Origin of the sequence: Paraburkholderia kirstenboschensis (genome assembly GCF_904848585.1) — a bacterium.
In the GTDB taxonomy this organism is placed as follows: Bacteria; Pseudomonadota; Gammaproteobacteria; order Burkholderiales; family Burkholderiaceae; genus Paraburkholderia; species Paraburkholderia kirstenboschensis.
On sequence record NZ_CAJHCR010000003.1, the window covers coordinates 24,007 to 41,747 of the forward strand.

At 63.6% G+C, this 17,741-nt stretch carries 17 protein-coding genes; 9 read left to right on the forward strand and 8 right to left on the reverse strand.

Annotated features, from left to right (window positions below):
• Positions 1 to 212: 212 nt before the first annotated feature.
• From JMY24_RS09940 to JMY24_RS09955, 4 genes are all read right to left on the reverse strand, one after another.
• The gene (locus tag JMY24_RS09940) at positions 213 to 572 is read right to left on the reverse strand and encodes a hypothetical protein (RefSeq protein ID WP_128596603.1); all 360 of its coding nucleotides are present in this window, start codon (positions 570 to 572) and stop codon (positions 213 to 215) included.
• 203 nt (positions 573 to 775) lie between these two features.
• Positions 776 to 1,414 carry a hypothetical protein gene (locus JMY24_RS09945; RefSeq protein ID WP_201701965.1) on the reverse strand — a complete coding sequence of 213 codons (639 nt, stop codon included), beginning with the start codon at positions 1,412 to 1,414 and terminating at the stop codon, positions 776 to 778.
• Between the two features lie 160 nt (positions 1,415 to 1,574).
• Positions 1,575 to 3,230 (reverse strand): S10 family peptidase, encoded by a 1,656-nt coding sequence (locus tag JMY24_RS09950; RefSeq protein ID WP_128596602.1) that lies wholly within the window; start codon positions 3,228 to 3,230, stop codon positions 1,575 to 1,577.
• A gap of 54 nt (positions 3,231 to 3,284) precedes the next feature.
• Entirely contained in the window at positions 3,285 to 4,844 is a 1,560-nt protein-coding gene (locus JMY24_RS09955) for a S53 family peptidase (RefSeq protein ID WP_201701967.1), read from the reverse strand.
• A 310-nt stretch (positions 4,845 to 5,154) separates the two neighbouring features.
• Here JMY24_RS09955 and JMY24_RS09960 point away from each other — a divergent pair, with 310 nt between their 5' ends.
• Positions 5,155 to 5,664 (forward strand): DUF1993 domain-containing protein, encoded by a 510-nt coding sequence (locus JMY24_RS09960; RefSeq protein ID WP_201701969.1) that lies wholly within the window; start codon positions 5,155 to 5,157, stop codon positions 5,662 to 5,664.
• Between the two features lie 101 nt (positions 5,665 to 5,765).
• Here JMY24_RS09960 and JMY24_RS09965 read toward each other — a convergent pair whose 3' ends face one another.
• The gene (locus JMY24_RS09965; protein WP_128596600.1) at positions 5,766 to 6,086 is read right to left on the reverse strand and encodes a YnfA family protein; all 321 of its coding nucleotides are present in this window, start codon (positions 6,084 to 6,086) and stop codon (positions 5,766 to 5,768) included.
• Positions 6,087 to 6,289: 203 nt separating this feature from the next.
• On the opposite strand from JMY24_RS09965, the gene JMY24_RS09970 reads away from it, so the two are divergent.
• Positions 6,290 to 6,463 carry a DUF1289 domain-containing protein gene (locus JMY24_RS09970; protein ID WP_020068518.1) on the forward strand — a complete coding sequence of 58 codons (174 nt, stop codon included), beginning with the start codon at positions 6,290 to 6,292 and terminating at the stop codon, positions 6,461 to 6,463.
• 17 nt (positions 6,464 to 6,480) lie between these two features.
• On the opposite strand, the gene JMY24_RS09975 is transcribed toward JMY24_RS09970, so the two are convergent.
• Complete coding sequence (locus JMY24_RS09975; RefSeq protein WP_128587531.1) at positions 6,481 to 7,146, reverse strand: LysE family translocator; 666 nt, start codon at positions 7,144 to 7,146, stop codon at positions 6,481 to 6,483.
• A gap of 155 nt (positions 7,147 to 7,301) precedes the next feature.
• Here JMY24_RS09975 and JMY24_RS09980 point away from each other — a divergent pair, with 155 nt between their 5' ends.
• Positions 7,302 to 7,769 (forward strand): Lrp/AsnC family transcriptional regulator, encoded by a 468-nt coding sequence (locus tag JMY24_RS09980; RefSeq protein WP_020068516.1) that lies wholly within the window; start codon positions 7,302 to 7,304, stop codon positions 7,767 to 7,769.
• 67 nt (positions 7,770 to 7,836) lie between these two features.
• Positions 7,837 to 8,088: a hypothetical protein gene (locus tag JMY24_RS09985; protein ID WP_128596599.1), complete on the forward strand. Its 252-nt coding sequence runs from the start codon at positions 7,837 to 7,839 to the stop codon at positions 8,086 to 8,088.
• A 217-nt stretch (positions 8,089 to 8,305) separates the two neighbouring features.
• On the opposite strand, the gene JMY24_RS09990 is transcribed toward JMY24_RS09985, so the two are convergent.
• Entirely contained in the window at positions 8,306 to 8,782 is a 477-nt protein-coding gene (locus JMY24_RS09990; protein ID WP_128596598.1) for an OsmC family protein, read from the reverse strand.
• An 87-nt stretch (positions 8,783 to 8,869) separates the two neighbouring features.
• Positions 8,870 to 9,235, reverse strand: a complete 366-nt coding sequence (locus JMY24_RS09995) for a hypothetical protein (RefSeq protein WP_128596597.1) — start codon at positions 9,233 to 9,235, stop codon at positions 8,870 to 8,872.
• Positions 9,236 to 9,437: 202 nt separating this feature from the next.
• On the opposite strand from JMY24_RS09995, the gene JMY24_RS10000 reads away from it, so the two are divergent.
• From JMY24_RS10000 to JMY24_RS10020, 5 genes are all read left to right on the forward strand, one after another.
• Positions 9,438 to 11,441 carry a bifunctional DedA family/phosphatase PAP2 family protein gene (locus tag JMY24_RS10000; protein WP_201701971.1) on the forward strand — a complete coding sequence of 668 codons (2,004 nt, stop codon included), beginning with the start codon at positions 9,438 to 9,440 and terminating at the stop codon, positions 11,439 to 11,441.
• A gap of 492 nt (positions 11,442 to 11,933) precedes the next feature.
• Positions 11,934 to 13,262 carry a DUF3300 domain-containing protein gene (locus tag JMY24_RS10005; protein ID WP_201701973.1) on the forward strand — a complete coding sequence of 443 codons (1,329 nt, stop codon included), beginning with the start codon at positions 11,934 to 11,936 and terminating at the stop codon, positions 13,260 to 13,262.
• Positions 13,263 to 13,282: 20 nt separating this feature from the next.
• Positions 13,283 to 14,227 (forward strand): DUF2950 domain-containing protein, encoded by a 945-nt coding sequence (locus tag JMY24_RS10010; protein WP_128586786.1) that lies wholly within the window; start codon positions 13,283 to 13,285, stop codon positions 14,225 to 14,227.
• 242 nt (positions 14,228 to 14,469) lie between these two features.
• The gene (locus JMY24_RS10015) at positions 14,470 to 16,236 is read left to right on the forward strand and encodes a methyl-accepting chemotaxis protein (RefSeq protein WP_128597525.1); all 1,767 of its coding nucleotides are present in this window, start codon (positions 14,470 to 14,472) and stop codon (positions 16,234 to 16,236) included.
• A 253-nt stretch (positions 16,237 to 16,489) separates the two neighbouring features.
• On the forward strand, positions 16,490 to 17,662 hold the full coding sequence (locus JMY24_RS10020; protein ID WP_128597526.1) for a sigma-54-dependent Fis family transcriptional regulator: 1,173 nt from the start codon (positions 16,490 to 16,492) through the stop codon (positions 17,660 to 17,662).
• Positions 17,663 to 17,741: the final 79 nt, after the last annotated feature.

Sequence of the window (17,741 nt, forward strand, 5' to 3'; positions counted from 1 at the left end):
AACCGCGTTAAAGGCGCCGTCAGTGCACTCTACCTGAACAGCGGGACATTCGCTGAGTAGCCAGGGCGCATGCTCGACTGCGTGGGTGCGCGCCGGACTACGCGACGAGCCTGTGGGATGCGGACGCGGATCGCAAGAAGCGCACTGCGGCGTCCATCACCAGAGTCATCCCGCCGAGGTGCGAAACGAAAACATCGCTTACTGCGAGAGGATCAGTCCGCCTGTTGAACGTTAGCCGCGCTCACCCACCAAGCGTTCTTGCCTTGCGGCAGTTCCACCAGGACGGCGGACGGATCGTCGACGCCGTCGTCCGCGACTTCGCACACCGTAAGTCCATCGGGTAAATGCTTCACTTCGCCAGCAGACTGAAAGAGCGCGACGCGTTGCGCATTCAGCGGACGCAGTTGGCGATACACGTCGAAGCTGATGGCTGCAGGCACATCGCCGCGAATTTGCAGCGCGTCGGCTTTGCCGCAATGAACCGGCTCGGCGGCGAATACGGACGCGCTGCCAGCGGCGCACGCGAAGGTCAGTGCGGCGAGCGTCGCTGCGGCAAAACGTGAATGGATCATGATGATTCTCCAGGAATGAGTTCAGGTGGCGAGTTCAACGGTATGCGACTCACGCTGGACGAGGCACACCAGACAAGGCAAACCGACAAGGAACTCCAAGCGGCGCACGCTGAAAGAAGACCCTCTTCAATCTGCACACGAGCGCGGCCGAGTCCATGCGAACGAATCTAGACAGCGACAGGCAGGTTCCAGGGAACGCGGCCTCAAGGCTGCGAGCCATGTCCGGCTGCCCGGCCGCTTTCGGCGCTGGTGGCGACGTCCAACCGGCTGACATCGCACGAGGTCTGGCTGAAGCCCGAATAGACGACCGACCAGTCGCCGACGATCGCCGCTTGCGCTTCCGCGAGACTGATCTTGCCCTCGCAGACGCAGCGCTTGAGCATGACCGCCGCGCGCGCCTTGCGGCGCTCGCCCTGGCGGCCCGCCCACGGCAGCAGACCGAGGTTCGAAGGCGCGTCCGGCGAACCGCCGAGCACCACGGGTACGCGCCTGTCCAGCGCGAAATCGGCGCTGTCGTCGGCGTCGATGCCGCGCTCGGCGAGCATCCGGTCCTTGTGCGCCATCAGTTCATCGAACGGCGGCGCAACCACGCTCGCATAGCCCGGGCGGCATATCGTTTGGCCGATCGATTGCTGCGTAACGCGTTTGTCGAGCATGCCCGCCTCCTGCGCATACACGCCGCCGACGCGCAACGCGAGCAGCGCAGTGGCGCCCAGCACTATGGCCAACCGCAACGAGCGCGGACGTCGAGACGCGAGCGCGAGCGGATGTGCTCTGAAGATCCTACCTGTGTGGTCGCTGAAATAGCCGCTGCGACGCCTGTCTGCAATCTCTGCGTTCATTCGTCGGCGCGCCCGCGGAGGCACGCAATAGTCAATTCGCAAGGTAATTAAAACACATTCGATACGCATGCGAAAAAAATGCTTGTCCGGCCGATGCGCGAACATGCGTCGCAACAAACTTCCACGGCGACGCAAAGCCGCCGTGGACGCACCGCCCGGCCTATTGCGCCACGCGTGCCTGCAGCGCCCGAATACGGCTGAGCGCCTCGGTGTTCGCCACCGCCGAATCGTACATTGCCGCGAGATCCGCCTTCAACGCGGTGCGCGAGCCGCCGCCGAGATAAATCATGTGACCCGACGGATAAAAGCGCGCCGAAAGGTTCTGACGAACCTGCTGACTAAGCAGCGGCATCTGCTGCAGGTCGAGCACCGTCTGATAGAACGGCGTGACGAAATCGTAGAAGCCGTTCGCCGACAGCACCTTCAGGTCCGGATTCAGCGCCATGACGGCCGCCAGATCGCCCGCCGTGTAAAGAATCACGTTGCCCTTGTCGTCCACGCCCTTCTGCGCACCGGTCGGGTCGATGTGGCCGAAGTCCCAGAACTGGAAGGCCTGATCGTTGAGGTCCGTGAACGCCGAGTTCGACGTGTATTTCAACTGCTCGTTCAGATAGACGTTCCACATCGTCGTATAGACGCCCGAAACCGCCGTCATGGTCGGATCGTTGCCGCCCGAGTTCGGGTCGACCTTGCCGGCTATGCCGGTTCCGATCGCGGTGACCCGGCCGTCGTATGCGCCAAGCACGAGACCTTGCGGCTTGAGCAGCGTGGTCAGAAACAGCGAATTGCCGCGACTGTCGTACGACGCGACATCGAGACTCCACGCAAGCAAGGTCGTCTTGTCGATGCCGGTGTATTCGGCGAGCTTCTCGACCGTCGCCGAATCGGTGGTTGGGAATTTGCGCAGCGCCGCCAGGTAGTCGGTGCGAGCGAACTGCGCGACTTCCTCGGCGAACGCGCCGAGATCGGTCGGCCGCGGCGCGATGCCGAGCTTCTTGTGATACCAAGCGTCCGCGGCGGCCGTGGGCAGCGCGCCGACGGGATTGCCCGCCTGCGTGTAATCGAGAATCGACGATTGCAGCGTAATGCCGTTCAGATCGACACCGCCTTCGTGCAGCCGGTATGCGACGACGCAACTGCGCGCCGTGCCGTACGACTCGCCGAACAGGTACTTTGGCGAATTCCAGCGGTTGTTCTTCGTCAGGAAGCGCTTGATGAATTGCGCGATCGAATCCGCGTCCTGATCGACGCCCCAAAAATCGCGGTTCTTCTTCGGCGCGATAGCCGCCGAATATCCGGTGCCGACCGGATTGATGAAGATCAGGTCGCTTCTGTCGAGCAGGCTGTCGGGGTTGTCTTCAATCGTGTAGGGCGCGGGCGGCGTGAAGTCCGGCATCGACGTCTTGATGCGGCGCGGTCCGAACGAGCCGAGCAGCACGAACACCGCGGACGAGCCCGGTCCGCCGTTATAGAAGAAGGTGAGCGGCCGGGTTTCCTCTTTCTGGTTGTCCTGCGTGAACGCGACGTAGAACATCCGCGCGGCGGGTTCCGAACTGCTCGGGTCCACGATCACGAGATGGCCTACCGTCGCCGTGTAATTGATCTTCTTGCCGTCGATCGTGACCGAGTGATGCGTGATCGCCGCACTCTCGTCAGTGGCCGTGACCGAGTCGTCAGGCCCGTTGCCATATGCGACCGGATCAAAGAAGGGCTGATCGCCCGCCTTGTGCTTGCCACCGGCCGCGGGCGGCGTGCCCGAGGTTTGCGAATTGTGCGGCGATTGCGGACTAACGGACGTTGACTCTGTGCTTGTCATGACGACTCCCTGGGTACGTTCACGTCTTGTGCCGGTGCTGCGGGTTCCTGCTGACTATAGTGCGCCGGCCACTTTCTGACCATTGGGGCTGCCGAGCCCCGTGCAGGCGTCCCAGCCCGCCGACGCCGCGAAGCTGCCGTTGTTGCCCTGCGTGATGTCGTTGCATACGCCCGCCGCCTTATAAAGCTTCGGGTTCACGAAGCCCGCCGGCTTGCCTTTCGCCGCGTTGATGCGGGCAATCAGCGCGGCCCACAGCGGCGCGACCGCGCTCGTGCCGCCGACCACCGTTTGTGTGCCCGCGACGAGCACGGTGTAGCCGGTAAGCGGCGAGGCGTCGCCCGCGACATCGGGCACTCCGCGCTTCGCGAGCGGCTTCTTGCTGCCTTTCGACAGCGCAACCGACAAGCCCTCTTGCCAGGCCGGCAACGAAAAGGCGCCACTCACGCCGCCGCCGCCCGCGCCGCCTTGCGGGCCGTCATTCCAGACCACCTCATGCGTGATGGACGTACCCGATGCGCTCAGACTCGTGCCGCCGCACGCGAGTACATACGGACTCGCCGCCGGGAAGTCGACATGATCTCCCGCGCCTGCGCCGTCGCTCGATCCGCTATCGCCCGACGCGGCGCAGACGGTCACGCCGAGTGCGGCCGCGGTTTGCAGCACGCTGTTGAACGCCTTCAGCGACTGGCTGGTCCAGATCGACTCGGGGCCGCCCCAGCTGATCGAAATCACCGACGGCTTGTTGACGGTATCGTGCACCGCACGGCTTACGGCGTCGATGAAACCGGCGTCGCTGTTCGGCGCGAAGTACACCGCAATGGTCGCGCCGGGCACGATTGCGCCGACGATCTCGATGTCGAGGGTGACTTCGCCGTCGGGACCGTTAGGGTCGCCCGTCGGCTCATTGCGCGCCTGGTCGACGCTGACCGACTTCACTGTGGGCGACGGCACGCCGAGGCTTGCAAAGTACGACGAGAGGTCCGCGGGGTCATACCCGCCGCCCAGCTCGATGATGCCGACGCACTGGCCGCCGCCGTCGCCTTCGGGAAACTTGTAGAGAGACGCCAGTTCCAGCGGCGTGAACGAAGCCTGATGCGTCCGGGCCGACCGGAACGGCGGGCGGATGCGAAAGTGCGGCCGCGCCTGCGGGCGGTTGTCGAGCCCGAGCACCGCCTCGACGACGTCGTGCAGGTCGTCGGGCACGTTGACCGCGCCGGTACGGCCGCGAAATTCCCCGGCCGAATGGTGCTGATACTTTTCGAGCTTCACTTCGAACGCGTTCTGGAATTGCTCGACAGTCCCGGAAAGCAGCACGGATCGCGCGGCCGGATCGGCGCGCACCACGGTCAGGCCGTGCGCGGCCGCGAATGCCTTGACTTTGGCGATGTCGTCCGGGGACGCGCCATAGTCTTTTGCCAACGTGTCACGCGACAGCGGTTCCACGTTCGGGTCGCCTGCTTCTATGCGGCTCATGAGCGCGTCGAACTGCGCCTGCCGCTGACGGCGCAGCATCACGAAAACCTCGATCTTTTCCGACGGATCGCAATCTCCGATGAGTTTCGAACCTTGTTCTACCGTTCGCTCGCTTCCGGGCAGCGGGTGCTTGGTGGCCATGTCTCGACTCTCCTGTTGGCGTGACGGCGCCGGATGCAAAAGGGACACGCGCGGGGACGCCGTGTGCGCTCTTTGCCCGACGACAGGCGGCACGTTGCTGTTTCAAGGTGCTGCTTGCAGGACTTCGCAAACCTTCGGACCAATGCACTCGAACACAGTTCCGGCGCATGCGGCAGTCGGCCGAATGGCTAACGCAGCGCCGCGTCATGCGCGGTTCCCGTCGCTCCGCTATGATGCTGCAGCGGCGATCCCGCCGTTACATTGCCTCACGCGCCGTCCGCGCGGGCAATCGAAGAATCAGAGGAACCCCATGTCAATTTCGATGTATCAAGCATCACTGCCCGTGCTGATTCGCGGCCTCACCAATCTGCAAGCCATTCTCGGCAAGGCTCAGGCACACGCCACCGAAAAGCAGATCGAACCGTCGGTGTTCACCAACGCTCGCCTCGCGCCTGACATGTTGCCGCTCGTGCGCCAGGTGTATATCGCAAGCGACACCGCGAAGGGCTGTGCCGCGCGCCTCGCCAATGTCGAAGCGCCCAAATACGACGACGTCGAACAGACTTTCGACGAACTGCATGCTCGCCTTCAAAAAACGATCGACTATCTGAAGGAATTTAGCCCGCAGCAGATCGACGGATCGGAAGAGCGCGCAATCACCCTGAAAATGCGCAGCGGACCGGTCGAGTTCACTGGCCAGTCGTATCTGCTGGGTTTCGTGCTGCCGAACTTCTTTTTTCACGTGACGACGGCGTACGACATCCTGCGCCACAACGGCGTGGAACTCGGCAAGCTCGACTATCTGGGCGGGTTGAAGTAAGCGGTCGGAATAAGCGGATCCGCTGGCCGCGCGGGACATTGTGGTCGCATCCGAACCGCGCCGGAGTGCATCGGCACCCAGGCGCGCCCGGTCCACGCGCTTCACACGCGCGGCTGGAATGCGATGATCGCCATGCCGGCGAGCGTCACCGCGACGCCGGCTGCGTCCCACAACGTCGGCCGCACCTTGTCGACGCACCATAACCACGCGATCGCCACCGCCACATACACGCCGCCGTACGCCGCATACACGCGGCCCGCGGCGGTGCCGTGCAGCGTGAGCAGCCAGGCGAAAAGCGCGAGGCTGAGCGCCCCCGGCACGAGCAGCCAGACCGAGCCGCCCTCTTTCAGCCATCGCCACGGCAGATAGCAGCCGAGAATCTCGGCGACGGCGGTAATCGTATAGAGCAGCAAGGTTTTCATCGAAGGCGAGGCATGGCGCTGGTGTTCGTTGGTGTTAGTTTTACCGCCGGCCGCGCACGGCCGTTGATGGGCGCTGTACGGGCCTGGAATGAGCCCTGTATCGGCGCTCTATCGGCTTTATTAACACAATCACTTGGCGCACAGGCATGCGGCGTGCGAAAGTCGCCTCACCTCCTCTGCCCTTCACGACCTGTTTACCGGCCATGAGCACAGCATCGCCCTGCATCGACATCTGCAAATTCGACAGTGAAACCGGCTTTTGCATTGGCTGCTTACGCACCCGCGACGAATGCAAGACCTGGAAGAAGATGAAAGACAAGCACCGCAGAAAAATTATCGACGACCGTTCGCGCCGCGAACGCAAGCTGAACCGGTAGCGCCCGGCGAATCGGCGTCAATCGAGAGAAAGCCTCAGCGCGAATCCGATCAGCGCCGCGGAGAAAGTCCAGCGCTGCAACGTTTGAGCAAGCGGGTGCGCGCGCATCCATCCCGCGATCCGCGCGGCGCCGACCGCATAAGTGAGGTCGAAGCAAAGGCCGACCGCGAGCAGCACTGAACCCAGCTCGACCATCTGCAACGCAACCGGCCCCGCCTCGGGACGCACGAATTGCGGCAACAACACCGAACAGAACAGCAGCGCTTTCGGATTCAGCAGGTTGGTCAGCAAACCCTTGACGAACGCGGCCCTCAACTGGCGCATGCCCGCTGTCGCCGTTGCGTCCGGCGAGCCGTTAGCCTTGTCATGCGGCGCACCGCCTTCCGGCAACGCGAACATGGGCGAGCGGAAAATCTGAATGCCGATCCACGCGAGATAAACCGCGCCGCCATAACGCACGACGTCGTACAGCCACGGCGCGTTGCGCAACAGCGCGGCGGCGCCGCAAGCGGAGAGCGTCACGTGGGTCGCACGCGCCAAACCGAGCCCGCAGGCCGCCGCGAAGCCGCTCTTCACACCGCGCCCAATACTGGTTTGCAGGATCAGCGCCATGTCGGGCCCGGGTACGGCATAGACGACCAGCAGCGCGGCAATATAGACAGCAAGCAAGTGTGCGGAAATCATTGGAGCCTCTTCGATTCGAGGCTCTATCTTGCTATTGCCGACGGAGGTTTTGCTGGCGAATTTCCGGGGTTCGGGCTGAAAGTTTGGAGGAATACGCTAACATCACGTTGTTTTCGCCAGCTTCCCACCAAAACCAGAAAAGCGTCCGCAAACCCATGTCAACCGACCTCGATAAGACCGATCGCGCGATCCTCGCCGCGCTGCAGAAAGACGGCCGCATGTCGAACGCGAAGCTGGCCGAACTGGTCGGCCTGAGTGAAACACCGTGCGCGCGGCGCCTCAAGCGCCTGGAGAACGACGGCTACATCGGCCAGTACCGCGCAGTGCTCGCGCGTTCGGCGCTCGGCTTCGGCGTGGTCGCATTCATTCTCGTGCGCTTCGCCGTGCACGACAAGGATCTGGCCAACCGCTTCGAGCGCGAGGTGCAGGCAATACCGCGGGTGATAGCGTGTCACAACGTGTCGGGCAGCGCGGACTATATCCTGCAAGTGGTGGCGCGCGATCTGGACGACTACGGCAGCTTCATGCGCGACCAGATGCGCAGTCTGCCGGGCGTGACGTCGGTCGAATCGGCATTGTCGTTGCGCGAAGTAAAGGCCGACGGCGGCTTGCCGCTATCGTGAGCCCGAACGTGGCATAGTCACGCCATTTCACGCGGCGCGCGCCGCACCCACGAACACGGAGTACCGAATGGACAACCCCGGCAACCTCGATCACGACAAAGCCCGCGCCGAAGAAAGCGCTGCAATGGAGCGCGTATTAACCGCGACGCAACGCGTGAAGACAGCGTTTGCATCGTTGCAATCGCAATTTCCGCCAGCCGGCACCGGAAATCCCTCGCAATTCGCGCTGCAAACTTTCGACGCCGCGTTGCAGGAACTGGAAGACGCGCAGGCCGCGTTTGACGAACTACTGGGCGATCTCCTCGACGGCAATCGCTGATGCGCTGGGAATGCCCGTGCAATAGCCGGGGAATAGCCGGGTAATAGCTCGCGAATGGCCTGTGCATAGCTGCGCAATAGCCTGTGCATAGCTGGTGAAAGGCCGGAATGGAGCCGGGCGATAGCTGTTCAGTAGCCGGGAAATGGCCGCTGAATAGCCGGAAAACCTCCGCTACCTGCCGGTTGCTTGCAACCAGCGGTGCTCGGCGACGGACCGCTCAGCCCGTGTTCGTCTCGATCACGGGCTCGCATAAAATCGGAAAGTTCACCGAGTTCGCGATGTAGCACTTCTCGTGGGCGACGTGATGCAGGCGCCGCGCGAGTTCCACGTCGCCGCCCGGCTGAATGACGACGCGCGGGCGCAAAACGATCTGCGAGAAGCGCCCTTGCTGCGGACTGTCGAGCATGGTTCCTTCCGCGTGATCGCGGTACTCCACCACGGCAATGCCCGCGTCCGCGCAGAGGTGCAAATACCACAGCTTGTGACACGCCGAAGCCGATGCGACCAGCAAGTCCTCCGGATTCCAGCGCTTTGCGTCGCCGAGAAACGCGGCGTCGGACGAGCCTGGAATGTCGGGCTTGCTTCCCGCGGCGATCACATGATCGCGGCTGTAGTCGCGATATCCGGAGGTGCCGGTGCCGAGGTTGCCCGTCCACTGCACGGAGACTTCGTATTTGTGCTCACCGTATGCCATGCGCGCTTCCTGTAATCGAATGAACCGGTTGGAGGGACGTCCATTCTAAGCCGCCCGCGCCAGTTGATCCGCCCCTCGCGGCTCGATCTATCGCGGCGCCGTGGGCCGGCCGCTCAGGTTCGGTACTCTGGGATCAGGGTTCTGGTTCAGGCTCGTGCCGTTCGCCCGCATATTGTTTGGCACGCGGCCAGCGCCGGAACCCATCACGCCGGCTCCGCCGGTTCCAGCAGCACCGCCCGGCGTCGCAAGACCAGGCGTCGGGGCAAGAGTCGAGCCCACTGTTCCGGCACCCGCTGTTCCACCGCCATTGACGTTTCCGGTGGGCGGCGTAGCGCTCAAGCCGCCATCGCCCGCGCGCGTGCTGCCCGACTGCGCGCAAGCCATTCCACTAAAGCCGGCGAAGCATGCCGCGATCAGCACCGTCCGCCCCACACCGCCAGTTGCGATTTTCATTGCTGCACTCCGTTAGGTAACGCGCCCATCAACCAGTATGACGAGCCGTTGCCCGCTTCGTTCACGGTCGTCACAGGTTCTAGCGGGAGTGGTTACCAAGGTGCTCGCGCGACCGGCGCCCGGGAAAAGGACAGGTTGGGGAATAGAAACGCTCCGTGCGCGTTATGATCGATCGTTACGCCATAACGGCTGATTGCGCACAATGGAGCAAGCCTACCTCCACCTCTTGCATCTGCTTGCCGGCCATCCGGAATGGATGCTCACGGTTGTATTTTTCGCGGCCTTTCTCGAGTCGGTCGCGGTCATCGGTACATTCGTTCCCGGCAGCACCGCGATGTTTCTAGCGGGCGCACTGACCGGTACCGGCTCGCTGAGCCTTAGCTGGGTCCTCGCCTGGGCAATCGCCGGTGCAATCGCCGGCGACGGCCTCAGCTTCTGGCTCGGCAGCCGCTACAAGAACCGGATCGTCAAACTCTGGCCGTTCTCCCGACATCCCGAAGTACTCGAAGCGGGTTACCGCTTCTTCGGCAAGCACGGCGCGAAGAGCGTGGTGCTCGCGCGCTTCGTCGGACCGTTGCGCGCGATCGTGCCGGTCGTCGCCGGAATGCTCGGCATGTCGCCCGTGCGCTTCTACGCGATGAACGTGCTCTCGGCGCTGCTGTGGGCACCGGCGCACATCCTGCCGGGCGTCGTGTTCGGCGCTTCGGTGCTGCTCGCCGGGGCCGTCTCGTTCCGGCTCGTGGTGATCCTCGCGCTGCTCGTGGGCAGCGTCTGGCTCAGCTATCGCGCCGCGGCTTTCCTGCTCTCGCACGCCAACGCATGGTCGAACGCAGCCGGCCGGCATCTTGGCAGCTGGGCTTGCCGTCACCCCGGACCGCTTGGCCGCGTCGCGCGAAAAATGCTCGACCCGCAAGCGCCGGATGCCACCAGCGTCCTGCTCGCGTCGCTGGTCGTGCTGGTGTGCGCCGCACTGTTCTTCGGGGTGCTTCACGAGGTGATCGCCGGCGATCCGCTCACGCATGTCGACGAGTCCGTGTATCGCTTCATGCAATCGGTGCGCACGCCGTGGGGCGACGCGGTGCTCGCCGGTCTCGCGACGCTCGGCACCAGCGCGACGCTCGCCGCGCTGATCGTCGCCGTCACGCTGTGGATGCTGTTGGAGCGTCGCTGGCGCACCGTCGGCTACTGGCTTGCGGCCGTCGTCTTTTCGCAGATGCTGATCTTCGCCTTGCAGTTCGCGATGCAGCGCGCCGCACCCAACGGTCTCATGACGAATACCTACGCGTTTCCGAGCAACCACGTAGCGGCCACGGTCATTGTCTATGGGTTTCTGGCGTTCCTGCTCGCGCGACGGGTCGGTATGCTCGAAGGATTGCTGGTGGTCACCGCGAGCACGCTTGTCGTGATCGTGGTCGCCCTTGCGGGCGTGTACTTCGGCCGCTACTGGATGTCGGATGCGATTGGCGGCGCCGCGCTCTCCTACGTGTGGGTGGCGATTGTCTCGCTCACTGCGATGTTGCGTCATCCGCAGCCGCCGCCGACGCGCCGCTGGATGCCGGCAGTCGTCCTCGTGGTGCTGCTCGCGAGCATTGGCCTGCAGTCGGGTCTCGGCATGATGGCGCCGCCCGGCACGCCAGCGCCCCTGCCGCTCGCGCGCGTGACGCAGCAACAGTGGACGCTTTCCGTGTGGAAGCACCTGCCGTGCTATCGCTCGGATATGGGCGGCGACCGCAAGGAGCCGCTCACGCTGCAATGGGTATCGGACAGCGATGCGATCCGCCGGCAACTGCGCGGCGAGGGATGGCTCGAAGGCACCTACGTGTCCGTCCATAGCCTGCTCTCGCTGGCCTCGCCGGATGTGCCCGCCACCGCTCTGCCCGTACTGCCGAAGCTGAACAACGGAGTGCCGTCGTCGCTCGTTTTCATGCGTCCGGGCGACACTCGCGATGAGCGCGACGTGCTGCGCTTCTGGCCGAGCGGTTATGCGGTCGGCGACGGCGCGGCTGCGGTGCCGCTGTGGGTCGGCGCCATTGCACATGAACGGCTGTCGCATTCATCGTGGCCGCTCAACATTCTGCGCGTCGACAAACAGGTGTCGCCGCTCGACACTGGCGTGAAGTTCGTCGAGGGCCTCGGCGCCGGGGTTGTCGCGACGGTGAGCTGTCATGGCGTGCCGGTATCGCTGCTTGCCTCCATGGCAGAGTGACCCACGCCATTCGAACGACGCGTTGACCAAGCGCTGTACCGCATCGCCTCATCCATTTATCAGCCTCGGCGCATGCCGGCGGCGGCTGCTTCATGCATGGAAGATAGAAAAGCTCATCACGAAACGCAAGGAGACAATTAGACATGCCAGGATTTTCACGACCATCGGTTTCATGTCTTTAAAGCGATAGAAAAAGCATTCTCTTAGGTCATCATTTCGCCAACTTCAACCTGAATTTATTTGCCTCGATCATTGCACTTCCATATAAAAGCGGGTTAATAATCTCTCCATCGGCGCACTGCGGGATTCCCAGCACGCATGCATGAAATGCCGTCGCGCGTATATCGCCTGCAAAAGCGCGGTCGTTCGGAGTCCGATATGCGCTGTGCCGTGAACAAGTCGTTCAGGACATCTGCGAGCACACGGTCCGCAGCCCTGCTCGCACTTTCGCCGTAACGAGTTGATGCAGCTTCGAAATACGGAGAGTCCATCGTGAAATGCTCAAGCGCAAACCGGAGAGCAACGCTGATCGCGCTCGCCATGCTGGCCGGCTCGCCGGTCATGCTCCAGGTCGCGGTTCCCGCGGCTCATGCGCAAACCGCGGCGAAGGTGTCGAACCAGCAACTCGATTCGCTGACCGCGCCGATCGCGCTCTATCCCGACGCACTGCTCGCCCAGGTGCTGATGGCCTCCACTTTTCCGCAAGACGTTTCGGGCGCCGCGGCCTGGTCGAAAGCAAACCCGAACACCAAGGGCGACGACGCGGTCAAAGCGGTCGCCGCAGAGCCGTGGGATCCGAGCGTGCAATCACTCGTGGCATTCCCTCAGGTGCTTGCCACGATGGCCTCGAAACCCGACTGGGTCGCGCAACTCGGCAATGCGTTTCTCGCGCAACCGGACGACGTGATGGACTCCGTGCAACGGCTGCGCAAGCAGGCGCAACAGGCGGGCAATCTGAAGACCTCGGAACAGCAGAAGGTTATCGTCGAGCAGAGCACTATCCAGATCGTGCCAGCCAATCCGCAAGTCGTGTACGTGCCGACGTATAACCCGACTGTGGTCTACGGTGCGTGGCCCTATCCCGCGTATCCGCCCGTGTATGTACCACCTCCTCCGGGCTACGCGGTCGCGAGCGGACTTGCCGCGGGCCTTGCGTTCGGCGCGGGCATTGCGATCACGAGCGCGCTGTGGAGCGACGTCAACTGGAACAATCACAGCGTCAATATCAACGTCAACCGATACAACAATGTGAATGTGAACCGGCGCCTCGACGTGAACAGCAACACGACCCGATGGAATCGCGATACCACGTTCAACCGGAACGCGTCCGCGAATATGAGTGGCGCGCAGCGCGACGCTTACCGCGGGCGCGACATGTCGGCATCTCGCGCGCAGGCGCAACAGACCTTGCAGAACCGCACTGGCCAGAACATGGGCGGGAGCGCGAGTGAGCGTTTGCAGGGCATCCAGCACGGCGGCGCCAACGCCGGCAATATCCGGGCGAGCGCACAGAATGTGAATCGCGACAATGCGCTGCGCGGCGCCGGCAACGGCGCGGCTGCACAGCAGGACATTCGCCGCGGGCAAGAGAGCCGGCAAGCGCAAGCCGGCACTCGCAACGGCCTCGGTGCTGGCGGCGGGCAGCAGCGCGGCGGTAGCTTGGGCGTTGGCGGCGGTGGGCAACCTCACGACGGCGGTTTCGGTGCGGGGGGCGGCGGACAGCCCCACGGCGGCTTCGGTGCCGGTGGCGGCGGACAACCGCGCACGGGCGGCTTCGGTGCGGGCGGCGGCGGGCAGCGCCACCTCGGCCGGCAACGTTGAACGATACCCAGGAGCCGCTCATGAACCGCATTCACTCGATCCGCGTTGTTCTCGCGAACGTCGCCGCACGGCGCTCGTCGCGTCGTCTTGCCTGCGCTGCGATCGCAATGTCAACACTATTGTTCTGCGCCGCACCGGCGCAAGCCCAGGCCGTCTATCCGACACCGGAAGCCGCGGCCGACGCGCTCGTCGACGCGATCGCCACCAACGATCACGCGGCCATGCAGCACGTGCTTGGCAAGAACTACAACCGTTTCATTCCGACGAAGGACGTCGGCGAGGAGGACATCTACGAATTTCTCGGCGCGTGGGCTGCGGGCCATCGGATCGTCGACGACGCAGCGCCGCTTCACGGCCGCCCGAGCAAGCACCTGTCTGTGGGCACGAGCGGCTGGACATTGCCGATTCCGCTCGTGCAGGCGGCCAACGGCTGGCGCTTCGATCCGCCGGCCGGCAGCGACGAAATTCTTACGCGCAGAATCGGCCGCAACGAACGCGCAGCGATCATGACCTCTCTCGCCTATCTCGACGCGCAGCGCGACTATCGCGCGTCGACCGGCTACTATGCGCAGCGGTTGCTCAGCACGCCGGGGCAGCATGACGGTCTCTATTGGCCCACCACTGCGGGCGAAGCCGAGAGTCCGCTCGGTCCGTTGGCTGCCGCCATGCCGAAGACCGGCTCGCTCAGCAAGGACGGCTACCACGGTTACCACTTCCGCATTCTGACCGCGCAAGGACCGCACGCGAAAAGCGGCCCGCTCGACTACGTCGAGAACGGCGCGATGACGAAGGGCTGCGGTCTCATTGCGTGGCCGAGCGAGTATGGCAAAACTGGCGTGATGAGCTTCATCGTTAATCAGGACGGCCAGGTTTATCAGAAGAACCTGGGACCGGATTCGGCGCGAAAAGCGGCGGCGCTGAAAGCGTTTGATCCCGATCCGACATGGGAACCGGTTCAGCCTTGAATGCCCCGACAATCATGCAACGACGATGCCGGCTGCGGCGCATCGTCGCAGCAGATCCCGGCACATTTGCCGACCGCGTTTGGGGCCTCCATGCCCCCGCGCCCGCCCGCCGCGTCAGATCCGGTGCAATAGACGCAGACGACTATGTCCGCGACATGACATCTTCGATTACAAACACCCTTCAGTATTCCGGCAGGCAGACGTAAACCAGACATACGCCCCTTCGGAATGCGGAATTGGAAATGAAAAACATCAAGGTATCGACGCGCTTGCAAGCCGGTTTTGGGCTCTTGACGGCATTAATGCTAGTGCTCGCCGGCATCGCTCTATATGGTCTCTCGGAACTGGACACGAGTCTGGACGGCATCGCTCGCGTGAATAACGAGGAAACCCGTCTTGCGAACGAGTTGCGCTCGTCGATTCAGGATCGCGCCATCGCGCTTCGAAACCTCGCGTTGATCAGCGACCCGCACGATGTTGCGCAAGAGGCGGAGCGCATGAAAAAGCAGGACCAGCTTTACGCGGACGCATTCCAGCAACTCACACGCATGTTCGCCGAAGAGCCCAGCACGGCTCCAAAGGAGCGTTCGCTGCTTGATCAGATCAAGCAGGACGAAGCCGCAGCGATCGTGCCGCAGCGCAAGGCGATAGACCTCGCACTGGCGCACGACACTGCCGGCGCGACGCAGGAGCTGTTGCAAAACGCACGTCCGCCGCAGCGAGTGTGGCTCGCGCACGCAGTCGAGCTGGCGGCTCTAGAAGACCAACAGAATAAGGAAGCTCAACAGCGCGCTGTCGCCACTTACGCGAAAGTCCGCACGATGGTCGCCGTCATTGCGGGTATCGCCGTCCTGCTGGGCATCGCCACCGCCGCGCTGATTTCGCGCAGCATTCTGCGCCAGTTGGGTGGCGAGCCGAGCGCCGCGCAGGAAATGGCGGCGCAGATTGCCGAAGGCAACCTCACGGTCAGCGTGCGAGTGGCGCCCGGCGATCAGACGAGCCTGATGGCTTCTCTGGAGGCGATGCGCGAGAAGCTCACGTCGATTGTGTCCGGCATCAAAACGTCGGCGGAGTCTATTTCCGTGGCTGCCGGCGAGATCGCGCAAGGCAATCAGGATCTCTCGCAACGCACCGAGGAACAGGCCGCATCGCTCCAGCAAACCGCGGCCAGCATGGAAGAGTTGACCTCGACCGTGCGCAACAATACCGATAACGCGCGCCAGGGCAGCACGCTCGCGTCGGCGGCTTCGGCGACGGCGGCCTCGGGTGGCGAAGTGGTTCAGCAGGTCGTGGCGACCATGCATGACATTTCGTCGAGTTCGACGAAGGTGACCGAAATCATTTCGGTGATCGAAGGAATCGCGTTCCAGACAAATATTCTTGCCCTCAATGCGGCAGTCGAAGCCGCTCGCGCAGGCGAAGACGGCCGCGGCTTTGCGGTGGTTGCCGGCGAAGTCCGCACGCTCGCGCAGCGCAGCGCGACAGCGGCAAAGGAGATCAAAGACCTGATAGAAGCGTCGGTGTCTCATGTGGCAAACGGCTCGCTGCTCGTCGAAAACGCCGGTCAAACGATGGGCGAAGTGGTGCGCTCGGTGAGACAGGTGACCGACATCATGGGCGAGATCGCGTCGGCATCGTCCGAGCAGACCAAGGGTATCGAGCAGGTCAACGTGGCCGTCACGCAGATGGACGAGGTCACTCAGCAAAACGCTGCGCTCGTCGAGCAAGCCACCGCCGCCGCGCAGGCCATGTCGGACCAGGCGGAAAGCCTTCGTGCGGCGGTGTCGATCTTCCGCGTCGACGCGGCACGTCAGGCGGTGCAAAGCACGGCGCGCGCAGTTGGAACGAAGCCGGTGCGTGCCATCTCGACCTCGAAGAAACCCGCGCCGTCGAAGTCGAAACCGGTCGCGGCGTTTGCGAAAGCGGCCGTGCCGTCACCTTCGGCGCCAACGCAATCCAAAGAACCCGAATTGCAGGCCGCAGGCGCGGACAGCTGGGAAACGTTCTAAGTTCTTCGCCTTGATAAAAACCGGCCTGCGGGCCGGTTTTTTATTGCTCCAGGCAAGCGCCCACGCCGCGTCCCGCGCAGGTTTACGCGTTGAGAAAAAAATCTCACCGGCGACGATGGTGCACTGCAGTGTGCTCTGCCGATTCGCGCATGCTACAAACGTACCGTACGTTTCAGGCTTCGGAGGCACGCGCCGGGTAGCGGCGCAGAATGTCTCCGCACCCAGTTCGCGCTGAGTCGCCCGGAGGCTCGTCATGCCCTACGTTCCGTCAACGAGACATATCGACCGCATATGCAACGTCATAGAAGGACGGACGACGCGTGCGGGCGTCGACGGGAAGCGGCTTGCGTCGTCGTATAAGCGCTCGCTCGAGCAATATCACCTGGATCCGGGCGCGACCGCCGGTCCGCGCATTCTGACCGTGCCGGAATTACGCGACGTGCAGCACCGCGAGGAATCGTTTCTGCGCGCGTCCGGGCAGTGCCTGTCGCGGCTGCACGAGATGGTGCGCGAAGCCGACTACTGCGTGATGCTGACTGACGCACAAGGCGTGACGATCGACTACCGCGTCGATAAAGACCGCCGGCACGACTTCAAACGCGCCGGGCTTTATCTCGGCTCATGCTGGTCCGAAAGCGAGGAAGGAACCTGCGGCGTCGCGACGGTGCTGCTCGACGCCGAGCCCATTACCGTACATCGAACCGATCATTTTCGTGCGGCCTTCACCACCCTCACATGCAGCGCATCGCCGATTTTCGGTTTGCATGGCGAATTGCTCGGCGTACTCGATGCGTCGGCCGTGCGCTCCCCCGACGACCGCGAAAGCCAGCGGCTCGTCAATCACATCGTGCGGCAAAGCGCGCTCCTGATCGAGGACGCCTGCTTCCTCAACGCGGCAGCGGATTGCTGGGTGCTGCTCGCGCATCGCAACCGGCATTACGTCGAAGCGCAGCCCGAGATCCTCATTGCCATCGACGCCCGCGGCCACGTCATCGCCGCAAACCGCCGCGCACGCGAATGCATGCCGGCGCTCAACCAGTTGCCGCGTCACGTGTCGGAGATTTTCGACGTTCCCGCCGAGCGTCTGTTCGACGCCAAGGCAGGCCGCGGTCTCGTCTCGCTCAGACTGAACGACACCGGCTCGCCGCTCTATGCACGGGTACGCCAGCCCTCCTCCACGCTCATCGCGCGACGCAAGACGGCCGCCCCGCGTGAGAGCAGCAGTAGCAGTAGCGCTGACAGTGCCGCGCCGCACGCTACACCGGTCCTGGCCGAGAGCGACGCGCTCGAACGCCGCCGCATCGTCGATGCAATGAACGACGCAAAGTGGCGCACCGAACTGGCCGCGCAAGCGCTCGGCATGTCCCGCGCGACTTTGTACCGGCGCATTGCGAAGCTGCGCATCCTGCCGCCGCATAAGTGCTAGCGGCGCTGCACCGATTCCCCTAGCGGGCGTAGAACCCGCGTTGCCACTGAAGTCCGACTATCCGGTTCAAATGGAGGAG